The sequence below is a fragment of the Achromobacter deleyi genome (genome assembly GCF_902859705.1).
In the GTDB taxonomy this organism is placed as follows: domain Bacteria; phylum Pseudomonadota; class Gammaproteobacteria; order Burkholderiales; family Burkholderiaceae_B; genus Achromobacter; species Achromobacter deleyi.
Genome location: NZ_CADIJO010000019.1, coordinates 1 through 17,618 on the forward strand (window position 1 = coordinate 1; position 17,618 = coordinate 17,618).

The following is a 17,618-nucleotide window of genomic DNA, read 5'->3' on the forward strand; positions in this document are numbered from 1 at the left end:
CCCCGTGCCGTCGCCCGCGCCCGCCCGGCGTGACGGCGCCGCCCCGGCGCGCAAGCGCCAGGCGCGCGCCCGCATCACCGACATGACCTCTGCCGCCTGGCCCGAGCTGGCCGCGCGCCTGCCTGTGACCGGGCTGGCCGCCGAACTGGCCCGCCAAAGCGAATGGGCCGGCGTGCAGGGCGATGCCGTCATCCTGCGCGTGGCGGTCAGGACGCTGGCCGAAAGCGAAAGCCGCGTGCGCCTGCAGACCGTGCTGTGCGAACATTTCGGCCAGGGCATCCGCCTGGACGTGGACGTTGGCGCCGTTGGCGAAGCCACGGCCCACGCCGTGGCCCAGGCCGAGCGCGCGGCGCGCCAGCAGGCCGCCGAAGACGCGGTCGCCGTCGACCCGTTCGTGCAGGCGTTGCTGTCCGATTTCGGCGGTTATGTCGTGGCCGGCTCGATCCGCCACGTCGATCCCCCTTCCGCCGCCGCCTGAGGCGCCGGCAAATCCCCTTATTCCCCTCGTTCAAGGAAACTCGATCATGATGAAAGGACAACTGGCCGGCCTGATGCGCCAGGCGCAGCAGATGCAGGAAAACATGAAGAAGGCGCAAGACGCCCTGGCCGAGATCCAGGTCGAAGGCGCCGCGGGCGGCGGCCTGGTCAAGGTCACCATGTCCTGCCGTCACGACGTCAAACGCGTCGAGATCGATCCCTCGCTGCTGGCCGACGACAAGGACATGCTCGAAGACCTGGTTGCCGCTGCGTTCAACGACGCGCTGCGCAAGGCCGAAGCCACCTCCCAGGAAAAGATGGCGTCCGTCACCGCCGGCATGCCGCTGCCCCCGGGCATGAAGCTGCCGTTCTGATCGAACGCCCAGGCCGGCGCCGCACCCCGCGGCGCGGCCATTGCCGCCCGCAAGATTTCGCCGCGCCATGGATCCACTACTGCCCGAACCCGAACCGCTCGTCTCGCTGATCGAGGCCCTGCGGCGCCTGCCTGGCGTGGGCGTGCGCTCGGCCCGGCGCATGGCCTATCACCTGCTGCAGCACGACCCCCAGGGGGCCGACATGCTGGGGCGGGCGTTGGCCGGCGCGGTGCGCGACCTGCGTCATTGCTCGCGTTGCAACAGCTTCGCCGAAGAAGACGTGTGCGCCACCTGCGCCAATCCCAAGCGCGATCCTTCCCTGCTGTGCATCGTCGAGACGCCGGCCGACCAGAACATGATCGAGTCCAGCCACGGCTACCGTGGCCTGTACTACGTGCTGATGGGCCGGGTCGCGCCGCTGGAAGGCATCGGGCCGCGCGAACTGGATTTCGACCGCGTCATCCGGCGGGCCACCGACGGAGTGGTGCAAGAGGTCATCCTGGCCACCAACTTCACGGCCGAAGGCGAGACCACCGCGCATTTCCTGGGTGAAGCCCTGGGCGAGCGCGGCCTGCGCGTGACGCGCCTGGCGCGCGGCGTGCCCGCGGGCAGTGAACTTGAATACGTCGACGCCGGCACCATCGCCTGGGCGCTGATGGAACGCAAGACCACCTGAATTCCCTGCGCAGCCCTGGCTGCGCGCGCGTTGCGCCGTCCATGGGGCGCGCACTTTCCTTGGGGCGGCGGGGCGGGGCAGGGTATCCTGTACCGCTCGCAAAATCGATCCGCGGCGCACGTACGGCGCGGACCCCACGAGGAAGACACCCATCATGTCAGCCCTGACCGGACTGAAGGTCCTGGAACTCGGCACGCTCATCGCCGGGCCGTTCGCGGCGCGCATCTTCGGCGAATTCGGTGCCGACGTCATCAAGGTCGAAACCCCGCACGGCCCCGACGGCACGGGCGGCGGCGACCCCATCCGCAGCTGGCGCCACCTGCACGAAGGCAATTCACTGTGGTGGACGGTACAGGCCCGCAACAAGCAATCCATCGCGCTCAACCTGAAGCACCCCGACGCCCGCGAGATCGCCCGCAAGCTGGCGCTGGACGCCGACGTCGTGGTCGAGAACTACCGCCCCGGCGTGCTGGAAAAATGGGGCTTGGGCTTCGAGCAGCTGCGCGCCATCAACCCCGCCCTGATCATGGTGCGCCTGTCCGGCTATGGCCAGACCGGCCCGATGAAAGACCAGCCGGGCTTCGGCGCCATCGGCGAATCCATGGGCGGGCTGCGCTACGTGTCGGGCCATCCCGACCGGCCGCCGCTGCGCGTGGGCATCTCGATCGGCGATTCGATCGCGGCGCTGCACGGCGTGATCGGCGCGATGATGGCGCTGCGCCATCGCGATGCCACCGGCGGCCGCTGGAATGGCCAGACGGGCGAGGCCTGCCGCGCCGGCCAGGGCCAGATGGTCGACGTGGCGCTGTACGAGGCCGTCTTCAACATGATGGAAAGCCTGGTGCCCGAGTACGACGTGGCCGGCGTGGTGCGCGAACGCACCGGCGGCGCGCTGCCCGGCATCGTGCCGTCCAACACCTACACGACCCACGATGGCCAGAACGTCGTCATCGCCGGCAATGGCGACGCGATCTTTCATCGCTTGATGCGGGCCATCGGCCGCGACGACCTGGCCACGGACCCGGACCTGGTCCGCAACGATGGCCGCGCCCGCCGGGTGGACGAGATCGACGGCGCCATCCAGGCCTGGTGCGGCGGCCGCGATATTGACGACGCGCTGAACACCCTGAAGGCGGCCGACGTGCCGGTCGGCAAGATCTACAGCGTGGCCGACATGTTCACCGATCCGCAGTTCCTGGCGCGGCGCATGATCGAGCAGCATCAGTTCGCCGACGGCCGTCCGGTCAAGCTGCCGGCGGTGGTGCCCAAGCTTTCCGAGACCCCCGGCGGCACCCGCTGGATAGGCCCCGAATTAGGGGAACATACCGAGGAAGTCCTGAAATCGCTGGGGTATGATTCAGCGGCTATCGACAAGCTGGCGCAGACTGGCGCTATCGGTAGACCTGATCCCAAGGAGACAACACATGTCAGTCACACGCCGTGATTTGCTCAAGATGGCCGGCGCCGCCGGCGTCATGGGCATGGCCCCCGCCATCGTGCGCGCCCAGAAGCTGGAGAAGACCAAGGTCCAGATCGCCGTGGGCGGCAAACCCCTGATCTACTACCTCCCGCTGTCCATCGCCGAGGCCCGTGGCTACTTCAAGGACGAAGGCCTGGACGTGTCGATCGCCGACTTTGCCGGCGGCTCCAAGGCCCTGCAGGCGGTCGTGGGCGGCAGCGCCGACGTGGTGTCGGGCGCATTCGAGCACACGCTGGCCATGCAGTCCAAGGGCCAGTTCTACCGCGCTTTCGTGCTGCAAGGCCGCGCGCCGATGATCGGCGTGGGCGTGTCCAAGAAGAACATGCCCAACTACAAGGGCCCGGCCGACCTGAAAGGCAAGAAGATCGGCGTGACCGCGCCGGGCTCGTCCACCAACATGGTGGTCAGCTTCTTCCTGGCCAAGCACGGCCTGAAGGCCTCCGACGTGTCCATCATCGGCGTGGGCGCCGGCGCAGGAGCCGTCACGGCGCTGCGCAGCGGCCAGATCGACGCCATCTCCAACACCGACCCCGTGGTGTCGATGCTGGAAATGCCGGGCGACATCCAGATCATCGTCGACACGCGCACGCTCAAGGACACCCAGGACATCTTCGGCGGCAACATGCCGGCCGGCTGCCTGTATGCGCCGCAGGCGTTCATCGACGCCAACCCGAACACCGTCCAGGCATTGACCAACGCCCTGGTGCGCGCCGACAAATGGATCCAGAAGGCCGGTCCCGACGAGATCGCCAAGGTCGTGCCCGAAACCTATCTGCTGGGTGATCCGGCCGTCTACAAGGCCGCCATCGGCAAGAGCCTGGAAGGCCTGTCGCCCGACGGCCTGATCCCCGAAGACGGCGCCGCCACGGCGCTCAAGGCCCTGGCCGCCTACCAGGCGGACTTCGACGGCGCCAAGATCGACGCCTCCAAGGTCTGGACCAACGACTTCGCGCGCCGCGCCAACGAGAAATACCCCAATGGCTGAAGCCGCGCTTTCGCTGGAAAACATCAGCTGCACCTTTGTCTCCCGCGACGACCGCTCGCAGCGCTACACCGCCGTCAGCGACACGACCCTGGCCATCGCGCCAGGCGAGTTCGTGTCGGTGGTGGGTCCCACGGGCTGCGGCAAGTCCACCTTGCTCAACGTCAGCGCCGGCCTGCTGGCGCCGTCGTCGGGCCAGGTGAAAGTGTTCGGCCAGCCGCTGTCCGGCATCAATTCACGGGCCGGCTACATGTTCCAGGGCGAGGCCCTGCTGCCGTGGCGCAGCGCGCTGGACAACGTGGTGGCCGGGCTGGACTTTGCCGGCGTGCCGCGCGCCGAAGCCCAGGAACGCGGCCGCGAATGGATGCGCCGCGTGGGCCTGGGCGGCTTCGAGGGCCGCTATCCGCACCAGATGTCCGGCGGCATGCGCAAACGCGCCATGCTGGCCCAGACCTTGATCCGCGACCCCGACATCATCCTGATGGACGAGCCGTTTTCCGCGCTCGACATCCAGACGCGCCAACTGATGGAAAACGAGGTGCTGGACCTGTGGATGGCCAAGCGCAAGGCCGTGCTGTTCATCACGCACGACCTGGACGAAGCCATCGCCATGAGCGACCGCGTCGTGGTGCTGTCGGCCGGGCCGGGCACGCACCCCATCGGCGAATTCGCGATCGATCTGCCGCGTCCGCGCGATGTGGCCGAAGTGCGCAACAACCTGCGCTTCGTCGAATTGCACGCGGCCATCTGGGCCGTGCTGCGCGAAGAAGTGCTCAAGGGCTATGCCCAACAGAAGCGGGCCTGACCTATGTCCAAGTCGTTCAAACCCGGTTCCGCCAGCCTGCGCTTCTGGCAGTTGCTGCTGCTGGTCATCATCCTGGGCGTCTGGCATATCGCCTCGCGCGATTCCAAGGTCGCCTTCTTCTTCGGTGAACCCCTGAAGGTCTGGGGCCGCATCTGGGCGTGGTTCGTCACCAATGCCGACATCTACACCCACCTGTGGGTCACGTTGACCGAAACGGTGCTGGCGTTCTTCATCGGCACCATCGCGGGCCTGGCTTTCGGCCTCTGGCTGGGCCTGTCGCCGCGCGCCAGCGCCATCCTGGACCCTTACATCAAGGCGGCCAACTCGATGCCGCGCGTGATCCTGGCGCCGATCTTCGGCATGTGGTTCGGGCTGGGCATCTGGTCCAAGGTCGCGCTGGCCGTGACGCTGGTGTTCTTCATCGTCTTCTTCAACGTCTACCAGGGCGTGCGTGAAGTCAGCCCGACCCTGCTGGACAATGCCCGCATGCTCGGCGCGCGCCAGCGCCAGCTGCTGCGCCACGTGTACCTGCCGTCGGCCACCAGCTGGGTGTTCTCCAGCTTGCATACCTCGGTGGGCCTGGCCTTCGTGGGCGCGGTGGTGGGCGAATACCTGGGCTCGGCCAGCGGCGTGGGCTACCTGATCCTGCAGGCCGAAGGCACGTTCGACGTCAATACCGTGTTCGCCGGCATCGTGGTCCTGACAGCGTTCGCGCTGGTGCTGGACTATATCGTCGGCATCGGTGAAAAGCGGCTGATGAAGTGGCAGCCGAAGTCAGGCGAAACCGAAAAGCTCTGATCTGCCGCATGACGCGACGCCCATGAAAAAGCCCGGCCTGGCCGGGCTTTTTCATGGGCGTCGCGCGGATGTGGCGGGCCCCTTCAGGAACTGACGGGCGCGCTAGGCTTGCAACGCCCGCTGGCTGCGCAGCCACGCGGTCAGGCTGTCGAATGCGTCTTGCGCGCCTTGCAGCGCGCGCGCCTCGTGCCCCTGGGCCGCGCTGTCCAGATGCTGCAGAAAGCCTTTCCACAGCGCACCGACCTCGTCGCCATAGCCGCGCAGGTAGCTCAGCGGCAGGGGCGGGGTGATGTCTTCCAGCCGCTTGGCCAGGAAGCGTCCGCCCAGTTGCGAGCCTTCCACCACGTAGGCCACGCCCAGTGCATAGGCGTCGGCCTGCTCTGGCGCCGGGGCGTCGGCGCAGTGCGCCACCGGCGCCGCGTCACCGGCCGCTTGCAGGTCGGCGCGGATCAGGGCGCTTTTGCCCGCACGGGCCGAGGCCCGCAATTGCTCGGGCCATTGCAGCCGCCACAGGCGCTGTTCGACCGGTTCCAGCCAGCCCAGCAGGGCTCGCAAGTAGTTCAGGTAATGGGCGCGGCTGACGTCGCCATCGGCCAAGGCCAGGCCTTGGTCCAGGGTTTCGTGGCGTTCGCGGGTGCCGTCCCGCAGGACCTGGTGTACGGGGGAGATCATGCGAAGCTCCTTTGAGTTGTCAACAGGCGGTCGGGGCGGCCGGCAGGTGCAGCGACCAGCGCTGCGGCTGGCGCTCCAGGCGCCACCCCGAGGCCTCGGCCAACAGCGCGATGTCTTGCGCGTCGAACAGTTGCGGGGTCGCGGGCGCCTGGGACGCCGCTGAAAAATCCGCATGCCAGACGTCCGTGGCAGAGGCATCCAGCACCAGCTCAGCCCCTTCAGGCAGCCATGGCAGCATGCACAGCAGCCAGGCCATCACCAGGTAGCGCGAGGTGAACGCCGGCAGTTCGATCGCGGCGGCCTCGTCGGGCCAGCGCACCTGGCGCTTGGACCACATCAGCTGCGAAAACAGCAGCTTGCGGCATTGGCGCAGCAGCGCGTTGGCCGGTAGCCGTGCGCCGTTATCGACCAGCCATTGGTCCAGGTCGCGCACCACATTGACGCTGTCTTCGAGCATGTGCTGCAGGTCGCCGGCCAGCCGTTGGCAGCGCTGCTGCAGGGCGTCGGCGCTGGCGCCTTCCGGCGTCTGGCGCAGCATGGCCACGGCCAGCGTGGCGTTGGACAGCGGCGCCAGCGTCTCGTGCCGCAGGACGGGAAAGATCTGCGCCAGCACCTTGAAACGCACGCCATCGGCGGCCAGGGCCTGGGCTGGGATATCGGCGTGCATCGGCGGCCTCAATCCGCCTGCCGCAGCACGCTCAGCAGCGCGTCGGGATCAGCGGGCTTTTCGATCCAGCCATTGAACAGGCGCGTGGCGTCTTCGTGGCGTTCGTGGCGGGCCAGGCCGCTCAGGGCATAGATGCGGGTCGACGCGCTGCGCTCGCGCAGCCGGCGGGCCAGTTCGTAGCCGTCCATGTCGGGCAGCAGGATATCGACCAGCACCGCCTGCGGGTCGAAGGCGGCGACTTGCGCCAGGGCATCTTCGCCGTTGACGGCGCAGCGGGTCTCCAGGCCGGACAGCGCCAGGAATTCGGCCAGCAGTTCTGAGCCCATTTCGTTGTCGTCGACCAGCAGGACGCGTAGCGAGCGCGCTTCGTTCAAATCATGTCTCCAGGATGCGGGGTTGCGGGCGGCGCTTCAGCGCCGCGCGGCAGGATAACAGTGAAAACCACCAGGCCGTCATGGCAGCCGACGGCAATTTCACCATCGTGGTCGCGGACCACCTGTTCGGCAATATACAACCCCAGCCCCAGGCCATTGCGATTGCGCGAATGGCCCATGGATTCCGGCTTGAAGGGCGAGAACAGATGCGCCATGACCTCGTCCGGAATGGGGGCGCCATGGTTCGCCACGGTCAGTTCGATGGTCTCGCCGTCCAGGCGCGCCGTGACGCGGATCGGCATGCGCGGCGCGCCGTGCTGGCGCGCGTTGCTCATCAGGTTGGTGATCACCTGGGCGATGCGGTCGGTATCGGCCATCAGGGTCAGGCCGGGCTGCACGACGGGTTCGATGAGCAGGCCGGGGTAGGCCTGGCGCTTTTCCTCGATCAGGCCATTGATCAGTTCGGACAGGCAGCATTCGCGCTTTTCGATGCCCAGCCCCATGCCGGCCTGCAAGCGCGACAGGTCCAGCACCTGCGAGATCAGGCGCTGCATCCGGCCGCTGGAATAGCGGATGCGCTCGCCCATGCGGGCACCCGAGTCCGTTTTCGACAGCAGCGTGGCCGCCATGGAAATGGATTGCAGCGGATCGCGCAGGTCGTGGCCCAGCATTGCCAGCAGCGCGGTGCGGGCGCGGTCCACGTCGGCGGCGCGGCTGGTGGCGATATGGGAAAGCTCGTCGCGCAGGTTGTCGGCCGCTTCCAGTTCGGCGGGCAGCCAGGGCGCGCTGGTGTCGCGCGTGACTTCGCGCCACGCTTCGAACGAACCGCGCGGCGTCAGGCGCGGGCCCAGGTTGCCGACGGCATACTGTTTTTCGGGCTTGCCGCCCCACACCACGGTTTCGATCTGCTCTTTGCGCAGCCAGATCAGCCAACCGTTGTTCATGGGGTCGAACTTGCAGGCCAGGAGGCCCGCGTACGGCACCAGGTCGGTCTGCAGGTCGGGATAGTCGCGCGCGATGTTGCTGGTGTGCACCAGCCGCTGGCCGCTCTGGTCCAGTGCGCACAGGATGCCGGCCAGTTCGCCGCGCGGCGCGATGCCGCCGAACACTGTCACGCTGTTGCCCCACAGGCACAGCGCGGCGTCGTTGGGGAGCAGCGCGGCAGGGGAATCGGGGCCACCGGACAGGGCCAGATGCACGTTTTCGGACGCCGATACCCGTTCGGCCAACCGGCTGACCAGCGCGGCGCTGCGGCGCGCCTGTTCGGCGCGCTCGCTGCCTTCGATATTGGCCAGCGCGGCCGACAGCACCTGTGCCAGCGCCTCGCACGCCAGGCGGGCGGGGTAGGGAATCTGGCGCGGCGAATGATGATGGCAGGCGATCATGCCCCACAGCTTGCCGCCGATCACCAGCGACAGGCTCATCGAGGCGCGCACGCCCATGTTCGCCATGTATTCAAGATGAATCGGCGACACGCTGCGCAGCACCGAAAAGCTCATGTCCAGCGGCGGCTCGTCATGGCGATCCTCGCCCAGCACGCGCACCGGCTGGTACTGCGCATCGGCAATCTGGCGCAGCGTATTCACCGTATACAGGCGGCGCGCCTGGGCGGGAATGTCGCCTGCCGGATAGCGCCGCCCCACCCAGTCTTCCAGGGTGGGGTCGCCGCGCCGCTCGGCCACGATCTCGCCGCTGTCGTCCGGATGGAAACGGTAGGCCATGACGCGGTCAAAGCCGGTGGCGCGTTGCACTTCCTGCACCGTGCGGTCCAGGAGGCCGGCAATGTCGCGCTGCAGGCGGATGCGTTCGATGCCGCGGTAGATGCGCGCGGGGTCGGCGATACCGGTGTCGTCGCCGCGGCGTTCCAGTTCAAGCAGCGTCAGGCCATCCGCGTTGCGGTGGGCAATGACGTCATAGGTGTGCTCATCCAACGCCAGCGTCAGCGGGTCGAAGACCGGGTCGGCGCTGTCCAGCCATACCGACAGGTAGTGTTCCAGCCCCGGCGGCAAGGCGCCGGGTTCGCAGCGGTAGCCCAGCGCCAGCGGCGTGCCCAGCACCTGCGGCGCGGTTTCGCTCGCGTAGCGCAACACGCCCGCAGCATCGAACGCGAGCAACGCGCCCAGGGGCTGAATGGCGCCCGGTACGTGGATCGGTTCGCTGTCGCAGTTTGCGAGCGTGACAGGGGGGTGGGACTGGGTGGGCGCATTCATTCTAGGCTTGTCCTGGAGGCGCGCAATGTGCTGTCATTATGTCAAAGTTCTTGCGAATGTGTGCATTTGCTGCGTCTCGGTTTTTTGGCGCGCGAAGGCCTTACGCTCTTTGGCGCCAACCGGCCCTAATCCTCTACGGAGTTTTCATGGCGCGTCTTCCCTACGCCGACCTGTCCCACCCCGAAGCGCAGCCCCTGGTGGACCGTATCGTTGCCGAGCGCGGCAGCGTGCTGCACCTGTACCAGATGCTGCTGCACAGCCCGGCCGTGGCCGGGGGCTGGCTCAACTACCTGACGTCCATCCGGCAATTATCCTCGCTGCCGGGCGACATTCGCGAGCTTGTGATCATGCGGGTGGCGAGTGTCAACGGCGCGCCCTACGAAGCCGACCAGCACGCGCCGATCGCCCTGAAGGAAGGCCTGTCGCAAGCCCAGCTGGACGCTTTGCCCGATTGGGAGGCATCCACGTTGTTCAGCGAACGCGAACGCGCGGTGCTGGCCTATACCGACGCCATGACGCGCCAGGTGCAGGTGCCGGAACCGGTGTTCCAGGCGGCGCGCGCCGCAATGGGTTCGGACAAGCTGACGGTTGAACTGACGGCCACCGTGGCCGCCTACAACATGGTGTCGCGCTTTCTGGAAGCGCTGCAAGTGCACTCGCACGACCACCGCTGAAAACCGTCCGGGGGGCGGCACGCCGCCCCCCGGACCGGTCAGGAAAGTCAGCCGCGCTGGGCTTCGATCAGCGCGTCCAGCTTGATGGCGTCGGCCACGAACGCGCGAATGCCCTCGGACAGCTTGTCGCTGGCCATGGCGTCGTCGTTCAGCTGCGTGCGAAAGGCCACTTCGTCCGAGGCGATGCGGGCGATGTCGCCGCTGGCGGCATCGGCGCGCAATTGCGCCGGGGCATCGCCTTCGGTGGCGGCCAGCTGGGTCAGCAGTTCGGGGCTGATGGTCAGGAGATCGCAGCCCGACAGCGCCAGGATCTGGCCCACGTTGCGAAAGCTGGCGCCCATGATCTCGGTGGCGATGCCGAAACGCTTGTAGTACTGGTAGATGCGGGTCACCGACTGCACGCCGGGGTCGCGCGCGCCGGCGTGGTCGGCTTCGACCCAGGCGGCGCCGGCGGCCTTTTTGTGCCAGTCGTAGATGCGGCCCACGAAGGGCGAAATCAGCTGCACATTGGCGTCGGCGCAGGCCACGGCCTGCGGCAGCGAAAACAGCAGGGTCAGGTTGCAGCGCACGCCCTCGGCCTGCAGCGCGCGGGCGGCCTGGATGCCTTCCCAGGTGGACGCGATCTTGATCAGCACGCGTTCACGCGGCACGCCGGCGGCTTCGTACAGGGCGATCAGGCCACGGGCGCGTTCGATGGTGGCGCGGGTGTCGAACGACAGGCGCGCGTCGACCTCGGTCGAGACCCGGCCGGGCACGATGTTCAGGATGGCGCGGCCGAACGCGACCAGCAGGCGGTCCATCAGCTCGGCGGTGGGGGCGCCGCGGTGGTCGCGGGCGGTTTTTTCCAGCAGCGGGCGGTAGGCGTCCTGCTGCACGGCCTTAAGAATCAGGGACGGATTGGTGGTGGCGTCGGTGGGACGCAGCGCCTTCATCGCTTCGAAATCCCCGGTGTCGGCGACAACGGTGGTGTGATTGCGCAGGGCGTCAAGTTGGCTGGACATGGACAAAACGGCTCACAACGTCAGGGTTGAAGGTGCTTTAGCGTATCACTGCCGACGGTCCAAATCTTCGATCCTGGCCTTATTTGGCGCGGTTTTCCGGGGAAAACGGCCGCTCAAGGTATAATTCGAAGGTTTGATTATCGATTCATAAAACCGGGGTTTACTGTGCTGCCGCAACTTTTTCCCGAGGGGATCAACCGCTTCCCTCCTGCAATTCTGGCTCTGGCGGACGGTACCATTTTTCGAGGCGTGTCGATCGGTGCGCCTGGGCATACCGTTGCCGAAGTGGTGTTCAACACCGCGATGACCGGGTACCAGGAAATTCTCACCGATCCCAGCTATAGCGGCCAGATCGTCACGCTGACCTATCCGCACATCGGCAATACCGGCATCAATGCCGAAGACGTCGAAGCGAATCGCGTCTACGCCGCCGGCCTGGTGGTCCGCGACTGTCCCGCCCGCGTGTCGAACTTCCGTTCCACGCAATCGCTGCCCGAGTACCTGTCTGCCCAGGGCATCGTTGCCATTTCCGGCATCGACACCCGCAAGCTGACCCGCATCCTGCGTGAAAAGGGCGCCCAGGGCGCCTGCATCTTCGTTGGCACCGACGCCGACCGCGCTGTCGAACTGGCCCGCGGCTTTGCCGGCATGGCCGGCCAGGACCTGGCCAAGGTCGTGTCCATCAAGTCCAACACCACCTGGACCGAAGGCACCTGGCAACTGGGCGAAGGCTACACCCAGCCCGACCAGTCCAAGTTCCACGTCGTCGCCTACGACTTCGGCATCAAGTCCAACATCCTGCGCCTGCTGGCCGATCGCGGCTGCCGCCTGACGCTGGTGCCGGCCCAGACCAGCGCCGAAGAAGTGCTCAAGCTCAACCCCGACGGCGTGTTCCTGTCCAACGGCCCCGGCGACCCCGAGCCCTGCGACTACGCCATCGACGCCACGCGCGTGTTCCTGGACAAGAAGCTGCCGGTATTCGGCATCTGCCTGGGCCACCAGATCATGGGCCTGGCCGTGGGCGGCAAGACGCTCAAGATGAAGACCGGCCACCACGGGGCCAACCACCCGGTGCAGGACCTGGCCTCCAAGCGCGTCTTCATCACCAGCCAGAACCACGGTTTCGCGGTCGACGCGGCCAGCCTGCCGGCCAACGCGCGCGTCACGCACGTGTCGCTGTTCGACGGCACGCTGCAGGGCTTCGAGCTCACCGACCGTCCGGCCTTCTGCTTCCAGGGCCACCCCGAAGCCAGTCCCGGTCCGCACGACATCCTGGAGCTCTTCGACAAGTTCATCAGCCTGATGTCCGGCCAAAAGTAAAGATTGCATCATGCCCAAGCGTACAGACCTAAAAAGCATTCTCATCATCGGCGCCGGCCCCATCATCATCGGGCAGGCCTGCGAATTCGACTATTCCGGCGCGCAAGCGTGCAAGGCGCTCAAGGCCGAGGGTTACCGCACCATCCTGGTGAACAGCAACCCCGCCACGATCATGACCGACCCGGAAACGGCCGACGTCACCTACATCGAGCCCATCACCTGGCAAGCCGTCGAAAAGATCATCGAGCGTGAAAAGCCCGATGCGCTGCTGCCCACCATGGGCGGCCAGACCGCGCTGAACTGCGCGCTCGACCTGGCCCACCACGGCGTGCTGAAAAAGCACAACGTCGAACTGATCGGCGCCAACGAGCACGCCATCGAAAAGGCCGAAGACCGCCAGAAGTTCAAGCAGGCCATGACCGACATCGGCCTGGAGTCGGCCAAGTCGGGCGTCGCCCACACGATGGACGAAGCCTGGGAAGTGCAGCGCCGCATCGCGTCCGAAGTCGGCACCTCGGGTTTCCCGGCCGTCATCCGCCCCAGCTTCACCATGGGCGGTTCGGGCGGCGGCATTGCCTACAACGCCGAAGAATTCGAAACCATCTGCCGTCGCGGCCTCGAAGCCTCGCCCACCAGCGAACTGCTCATCGAAGAATCGCTGCTGGGCTGGAAGGAATTCGAGATGGAAGTGGTCCGCGACAAGGCGGACAACTGCATCATCGTCTGCTCCATCGAAAACCTGGACCCCATGGGCGTGCACACCGGTGACTCGATCACCGTGGCGCCGGCCCAGACGCTGACCGACAAGGAATACCAGATCATGCGTAATGCATCGATCGCGGTATTGCGCGAGATCGGCGTGGACACCGGCGGCTCGAACGTGCAGTTCGCGGTCAACCCCCGCGATGGCCGCATGATCGTCATCGAGATGAACCCGCGCGTGTCGCGTTCGTCGGCGCTGGCCTCCAAGGCCACCGGCTTTCCCATCGCCAAGGTCGCTGCGCGCCTGGCCGTGGGCTACACGCTGGACGAGCTCAAGAACGAAATCACCGGCGGCGCCACGCCCGCCTCGTTCGAACCGTCGATCGACTACGTGGTCACCAAGGTGCCGCGTTTCGCCTTCGAGAAATTCCCCACCGCCGACGCCCGCCTGACCACCCAGATGAAGTCCGTGGGTGAAGTCATGGCCATCGGCCGCACCTTCCAGGAATCGTTCCAGAAAGCGCTGCGCGGCCTGGAAGTCGGCGTCGACGGCCTGAACCAGAAAACCACCGACCGCGAAAAGCTGCAGGTCGAGCTGGGCGAGCCCGGTCCGGAACGCATCTGGTACGTGGGCGACGCCTTCGCCCAGGGCTTCACGCTCGACGAAGTGCACGCCATCACGCACATCGACCCCTGGTTCCTGTCGCAGATCAAGGAAATCGTCGACATCGAGCTCGCGCTCGAGCAGAAGACGCTGGCCGATCTGGACTACGCCACCCTGTGGGAACTGAAGCGCCGCGGTTTCTCCGACCGCCGCCTGGCGTTCCTGCTGGATTCGGCCGAATCCGAAGTGCGCAAGCTGCGCCACCAACTGAACGTGCGTCCGGTCTACAAGCGCGTGGACACCTGCGCCGCTGAATTCGCCACCCGTACCGCCTACATGTACTCCACGTACGAGGAAGAGTGCGAATCCGCCCCCACCGATCGCAAGAAGATCGTGGTGCTGGGCGGTGGCCCGAACCGCATCGGCCAGGGCATCGAATTCGACTACTGCTGCGTGCATGCCGCGCTGGCGCTGCGCGAAGACGGGTACGAGACCATCATGGTCAACTGCAACCCGGAAACCGTGTCCACCGACTACGACACGTCCGACCGCCTGTACTTCGAACCCCTGACGCTCGAAGACGTGCTGGAAATCGTCCACAAGGAAAACCCGGTCGGCATGATCGTCCAGTACGGCGGCCAGACCCCGCTGAAGCTGGCGCGCGCCCTGGAAGCCAACGGCGTGCCCATCATCGGCACCAGCCCTGAATCCATCGACGTCGCCGAAGACCGCGAGCGCTTCCAGAAGCTGCTCAACAAGCTCGGCCTGCGTCAGCCGCCCAACCGCACGGCCCGCACCGAAGGCGAGGCCCTGGCCCACGCCACCGAAATCGGCTACCCGCTGGTGGTGCGTCCCAGCTATGTGCTGGGCGGCCGCGCGATGGAAATCGTGCACGAGCAGCAAGACCTCGAACGCTACATGCGTGAGGCCGTGAAGGTCAGCAATGACTCGCCGGTGCTGCTGGACCGCTTCCTGAACAACGCCACCGAAGTCGACGTCGACTGCCTGGCCGATGGCGAAACCGTCTTCATCGGCGGCGTCATGGAACACATCGAGCAAGCCGGCGTGCACTCGGGCGACTCCGCCTGCAGCCTGCCGCCTTACTCGCTGTCGGCCGACGTCATCGCCGAGATCAAGCGCCAGACCACCATGATGGCCAAGGCCCTGAACGTCAGCGGCCTGATGAACGTGCAGTTCGCCATCCAGGGCGGCGACGTCTACGTGCTGGAAGTGAACCCGCGCGCCTCGCGTACGGTGCCTTACGTGTCCAAGGCCACCGGCCTGCAACTGGCCAAGATCGCCGCGCGCGCCATGGCCGGCCAGACGCTGGCGGCCCAGGGCATCACCAAGGAAGTCGTGCCGCCTTACTTCTCGGTCAAGGAAGCCGTCTTCCCGTTCGTGAAGTTCCCGGGCGTGGACACCATCCTGGGTCCGGAAATGAAGTCGACCGGCGAAGTGATGGGCGTGGGCATGAGCTTCGGCGAAGCCTTCGTGAAGTCGCAGCTGGCCGCGGGCGTGCGCCTGCCGGAATCCGGCACGGTGTTCATCAGCGTGAAGAACCAGGACAAGCCCCGCGCCGTCGAAGTGGCGCGCGGCCTGCACGCCCTGGGCTTCAAGCTGGTCGCCACGCGCGGCACGGCGGCCGAGATCGAAGCGGCCGGCATTCCCGTGCAGCGCGTGAACAAGGTCACCGAAGGCCGTCCGCACATCGTCGACATGGTCAAGAACGGCGAAATCTCGCTGGTCATCAACACCGTCGAAGAACGTCGCAACGCCATCGTCGACTCGCGCACCATCCGTACCCAATCGCTCGCTGCCCGCGTGACCTTCTTCACCACCATCGCTGGCGCCCGCGCCGCGGTCGAAGGCATGCAGTACTTGCGCCAAGGTCTGGGCCTGCAGGTTTACCCCTTGCAGGAACTGCACGCGTCTTTAACTGACAAATAATGCTTGGGCGCGCAGAGGGCGCGCTGCAAGTGAAGTAAGGTGAGGGCAAAAGAATGAAATGGTTCATTCTGGCGTTATTCATTGTGTGCGCCACGGTAGTTCACTACCGTGGTCGTGTCAGGCACCGGTTCTCGCGGCAGGCGTTGGATCACTCCACGTTCACGGCGCCGCTGAACTGCTTCATGTACGCGTTCTCCAGCGTGCCCAACCAGCCCTATCTCGATCTGGACCAGTTTCCAGAGCTGAAGGTCTTGTTGGAACGCTGCGACGAAATCCGGGCAGAGGCCGTCAACCTGTATGGCGACGGCCACATCAAGGCCTCGGACAAATACAACGACGCGGGCTTCAATTCCTTCTTCAAGACCGGCTGGAAGCGTTTCTACCTGAAATGGTATGACGCAGACCATCCGTCGGCCCAGGCCCTCTGTCCGGTCACGACCCAGCTGCTGGCAGGCATTCCCACCATCAAGGCGGCGATGTTCGCCTCGTTGCCCCCGGGCAGCCGCCTGCCGCGGCACCGCGACCCTTACGCCGGTTCGTTGCGTTTCCACATGGGCCTGATCACGCCGAACAGCCCCGACTGCTATATCAACGTCGACGGCCAGGAATACCACTGGCGCGATGGCCAGGCGGTGGTGTTCGACGAAACGTTCATCCATTACGCCGAAAACAAGACCGACCAGAACCGCATCATCCTGTTCGCGGACGTCGAGCGCCCCATGCGTTACCGCTGGGCGCAGGCGTTCAATCGGGTGGTGGGCGGGTTTCTGTTGCGTGCTGCAGCGGCGCCCAACCAGGAAGGCGACGCCACCGGCGGCATCAACCGCATCTTTGGCGTGGTGTACGCGGTGCGGCGCTTCGGCAAGGCGCTCAAGAAAAAGAGCAAGCCGCTGTACTACCTGTCCAAGTGGGCGTTGGTGGCGGCGATCTTCGCGCTGATCTTCCTGTAATCCCCGGCGCCGGCCTTCCTGTAGGATATCGGGCGGCCCTCCCTGGCGGGAGGCGCCGCCTTTTTTCATCCGACCCAGGCGAATCCATGGACAGAGTCTTCATTACCGGCGCCAGCAGCGGCTTGGGCCGAGCCCTGGCCCAGCAATACGCCGCAGCCGGCGCCACGCTGGGCCTGCTGGGGCGGCGCGAAGACGCGCTGCGTGAGCTGGCCGACAGTCTGCCGGGCCAGCACCGCTGGTATGCCGTGGACGTGCTCGATCGCCCGGCGCTGCATGCCGCCGCACAGGATTTCATTGCTTTCTGCCAGGGGCGGGTGGATGTGGTCATTGCCAGCGCCGGCATCAGCGCGGGCACGCTGACCGGCCACACCGAAGACTTTGATGTCTTCAAGGCCATCGTCGACACCAACCTGCTCGCCACGGTGGCTACCTTCGAACCCTTCGTGGAATCGATGCGGGCTGCCGGCAGCGGGCGGCTGGTGGGTATCGCCAGCGTGGCGGGCGTGCGCGGCCTGCCTGGGGCGGGCGCCTACAGCGCCTCCAAGTCTGCGGTGGTGACCTACTGCGAAAGCCTGCGGCTGGAACTGGCGGGCGACGGCATTCGCGTCGTCACCATCGCGCCGGGCTACATCCGCACGGCGATGACCGCGCACAATCCGTATTCCATGCCGTTCCTGATGGATGCCGACGCCTTTGCGCGGCGCGCGCAGGCGGCCATCGGGCGCGGCACGTCGTACACGGTGATTCCCTGGCAGATGGGCGTGGTGGCCAAGCTGATGCGCTTGTTGCCCAATGCCGTCTACGACCGCCTGGCGCGCAACGCGCCGCGCAAACCGCGCAAGGCGGACAAGGCGGGGCAGTAGGGGAGTTTGCGGGCCAGGCCGCGCGAGGCGGCCAGGCCCCAG

At 66.4% G+C, this 17,618-nt stretch carries 17 protein-coding genes; 12 read left to right on the forward strand and 5 right to left on the reverse strand.

Annotation, left to right across the window (positions count from 1 at the left end):
* From HV798_RS23020 to HV798_RS23050, 7 genes are all read left to right on the forward strand, one after another.
* A partial coding sequence (locus tag HV798_RS23020) for a DNA polymerase III subunit gamma/tau C-terminal domain-containing protein (protein ID WP_281360915.1) occupies nucleotides 1-478 on the forward strand: 478 nt, incomplete at its 5' end.
* Between the two features lie 46 nt (nucleotides 479-524).
* On the forward strand, nucleotides 525-851 hold the full coding sequence (locus tag HV798_RS23025; RefSeq protein ID WP_025137446.1) for a YbaB/EbfC family nucleoid-associated protein: 327 nt from the start codon (nucleotides 525-527) through the stop codon (nucleotides 849-851).
* Between the two features lie 67 nt (nucleotides 852-918).
* Nucleotides 919-1,527: a recombination mediator RecR gene (gene recR, locus HV798_RS23030; protein ID WP_006385499.1), complete on the forward strand. Its 609-nt coding sequence runs from the start codon at nucleotides 919-921 to the stop codon at nucleotides 1,525-1,527.
* 154 nt (nucleotides 1,528-1,681) lie between these two features.
* On the forward strand, nucleotides 1,682-2,971 hold the full coding sequence (locus HV798_RS23035; protein ID WP_175194355.1) for a CaiB/BaiF CoA transferase family protein: 1,290 nt from the start codon (nucleotides 1,682-1,684) through the stop codon (nucleotides 2,969-2,971).
* A complete protein-coding gene (locus HV798_RS23040) occupies nucleotides 2,952-3,992 on the forward strand; it encodes an ABC transporter substrate-binding protein (RefSeq protein ID WP_025137449.1) in 1,041 nt (346 codons plus the stop codon). The genes HV798_RS23035 and HV798_RS23040 overlap by 20 nt, the downstream gene beginning before the upstream one ends.
* Nucleotides 3,985-4,794 carry an ABC transporter ATP-binding protein gene (locus tag HV798_RS23045; protein ID WP_175194357.1) on the forward strand — a complete coding sequence of 270 codons (810 nt, stop codon included), beginning with the start codon at nucleotides 3,985-3,987 and terminating at the stop codon, nucleotides 4,792-4,794. Before HV798_RS23040 ends, HV798_RS23045 begins: the two co-directional genes overlap by 8 nt.
* Nucleotides 4,795-4,797: 3 nt before the next feature.
* Nucleotides 4,798-5,592 (forward strand): ABC transporter permease, encoded by a 795-nt coding sequence (locus HV798_RS23050; protein WP_175194359.1) that lies wholly within the window; start codon nucleotides 4,798-4,800, stop codon nucleotides 5,590-5,592.
* A 102-nt stretch (nucleotides 5,593-5,694) separates the two neighbouring features.
* Here the strand turns inward: HV798_RS23050 and HV798_RS23055 are convergent, their stop codons facing one another.
* Genes HV798_RS23055 through HV798_RS23070 form a run of 4 tightly spaced genes read right to left on the reverse strand, consistent with a single transcriptional unit; the run spans nucleotide 5,695 to nucleotide 9,515 of the window.
* Complete coding sequence (locus HV798_RS23055) at nucleotides 5,695-6,264, reverse strand: biliverdin-producing heme oxygenase (protein WP_175216578.1); 570 nt, start codon at nucleotides 6,262-6,264, stop codon at nucleotides 5,695-5,697.
* Nucleotides 6,265-6,283: 19 nt separating this feature from the next.
* Nucleotides 6,284-6,931, reverse strand: a complete 648-nt coding sequence (locus HV798_RS23060; RefSeq protein ID WP_175194360.1) for a hypothetical protein — start codon at nucleotides 6,929-6,931, stop codon at nucleotides 6,284-6,286.
* 8 nt (nucleotides 6,932-6,939) lie between these two features.
* Nucleotides 6,940-7,305: a response regulator gene (locus HV798_RS23065; RefSeq protein WP_025139581.1), complete on the reverse strand. Its 366-nt coding sequence runs from the start codon at nucleotides 7,303-7,305 to the stop codon at nucleotides 6,940-6,942.
* Nucleotides 7,302-9,515 (reverse strand): ATP-binding protein, encoded by a 2,214-nt coding sequence (locus HV798_RS23070; RefSeq protein ID WP_175194362.1) that lies wholly within the window; start codon nucleotides 9,513-9,515, stop codon nucleotides 7,302-7,304. Before HV798_RS23070 ends, HV798_RS23065 begins: the two co-directional genes overlap by 4 nt.
* 146 nt (nucleotides 9,516-9,661) lie before the next feature.
* Here HV798_RS23070 and HV798_RS23075 point away from each other — a divergent pair, with 146 nt between their 5' ends.
* Nucleotides 9,662-10,189, forward strand: coding sequence for a carboxymuconolactone decarboxylase family protein (locus tag HV798_RS23075; protein WP_025139579.1), 528 nt, complete (start codon nucleotides 9,662-9,664; stop codon nucleotides 10,187-10,189).
* A 47-nt stretch (nucleotides 10,190-10,236) separates the two neighbouring features.
* Here the strand turns inward: HV798_RS23075 and tal are convergent, their stop codons facing one another.
* Nucleotides 10,237-11,190 carry a transaldolase gene (gene tal / locus HV798_RS23080; protein WP_175194363.1) on the reverse strand — a complete coding sequence of 318 codons (954 nt, stop codon included), beginning with the start codon at nucleotides 11,188-11,190 and terminating at the stop codon, nucleotides 10,237-10,239.
* A gap of 165 nt (nucleotides 11,191-11,355) precedes the next feature.
* Here tal and carA point away from each other — a divergent pair, with 165 nt between their 5' ends.
* The 4 genes from carA (at nucleotide 11,356) to HV798_RS23100 (ending at nucleotide 17,576) form a co-directional block, all read left to right on the forward strand.
* Entirely contained in the window at nucleotides 11,356-12,510 is a 1,155-nt protein-coding gene (gene carA, locus HV798_RS23085) for a glutamine-hydrolyzing carbamoyl-phosphate synthase small subunit (RefSeq protein ID WP_175194365.1), read from the forward strand.
* 10 nt (nucleotides 12,511-12,520) lie between these two features.
* Nucleotides 12,521-15,763, forward strand: a complete 3,243-nt coding sequence (gene carB / locus HV798_RS23090; protein ID WP_175194374.1) for a carbamoyl-phosphate synthase large subunit — start codon at nucleotides 12,521-12,523, stop codon at nucleotides 15,761-15,763.
* 53 nt (nucleotides 15,764-15,816) lie between these two features.
* Nucleotides 15,817-16,713, forward strand: coding sequence for a lipid A hydroxylase LpxO (lpxO, locus tag HV798_RS23095; RefSeq protein ID WP_175194382.1), 897 nt, complete (start codon nucleotides 15,817-15,819; stop codon nucleotides 16,711-16,713).
* An 86-nt stretch (nucleotides 16,714-16,799) separates the two neighbouring features.
* On the forward strand, nucleotides 16,800-17,576 hold the full coding sequence (locus HV798_RS23100) for an SDR family oxidoreductase (protein WP_175194384.1): 777 nt from the start codon (nucleotides 16,800-16,802) through the stop codon (nucleotides 17,574-17,576).
* The last annotated feature ends 42 nt before the right edge of the window (nucleotides 17,577-17,618 follow it).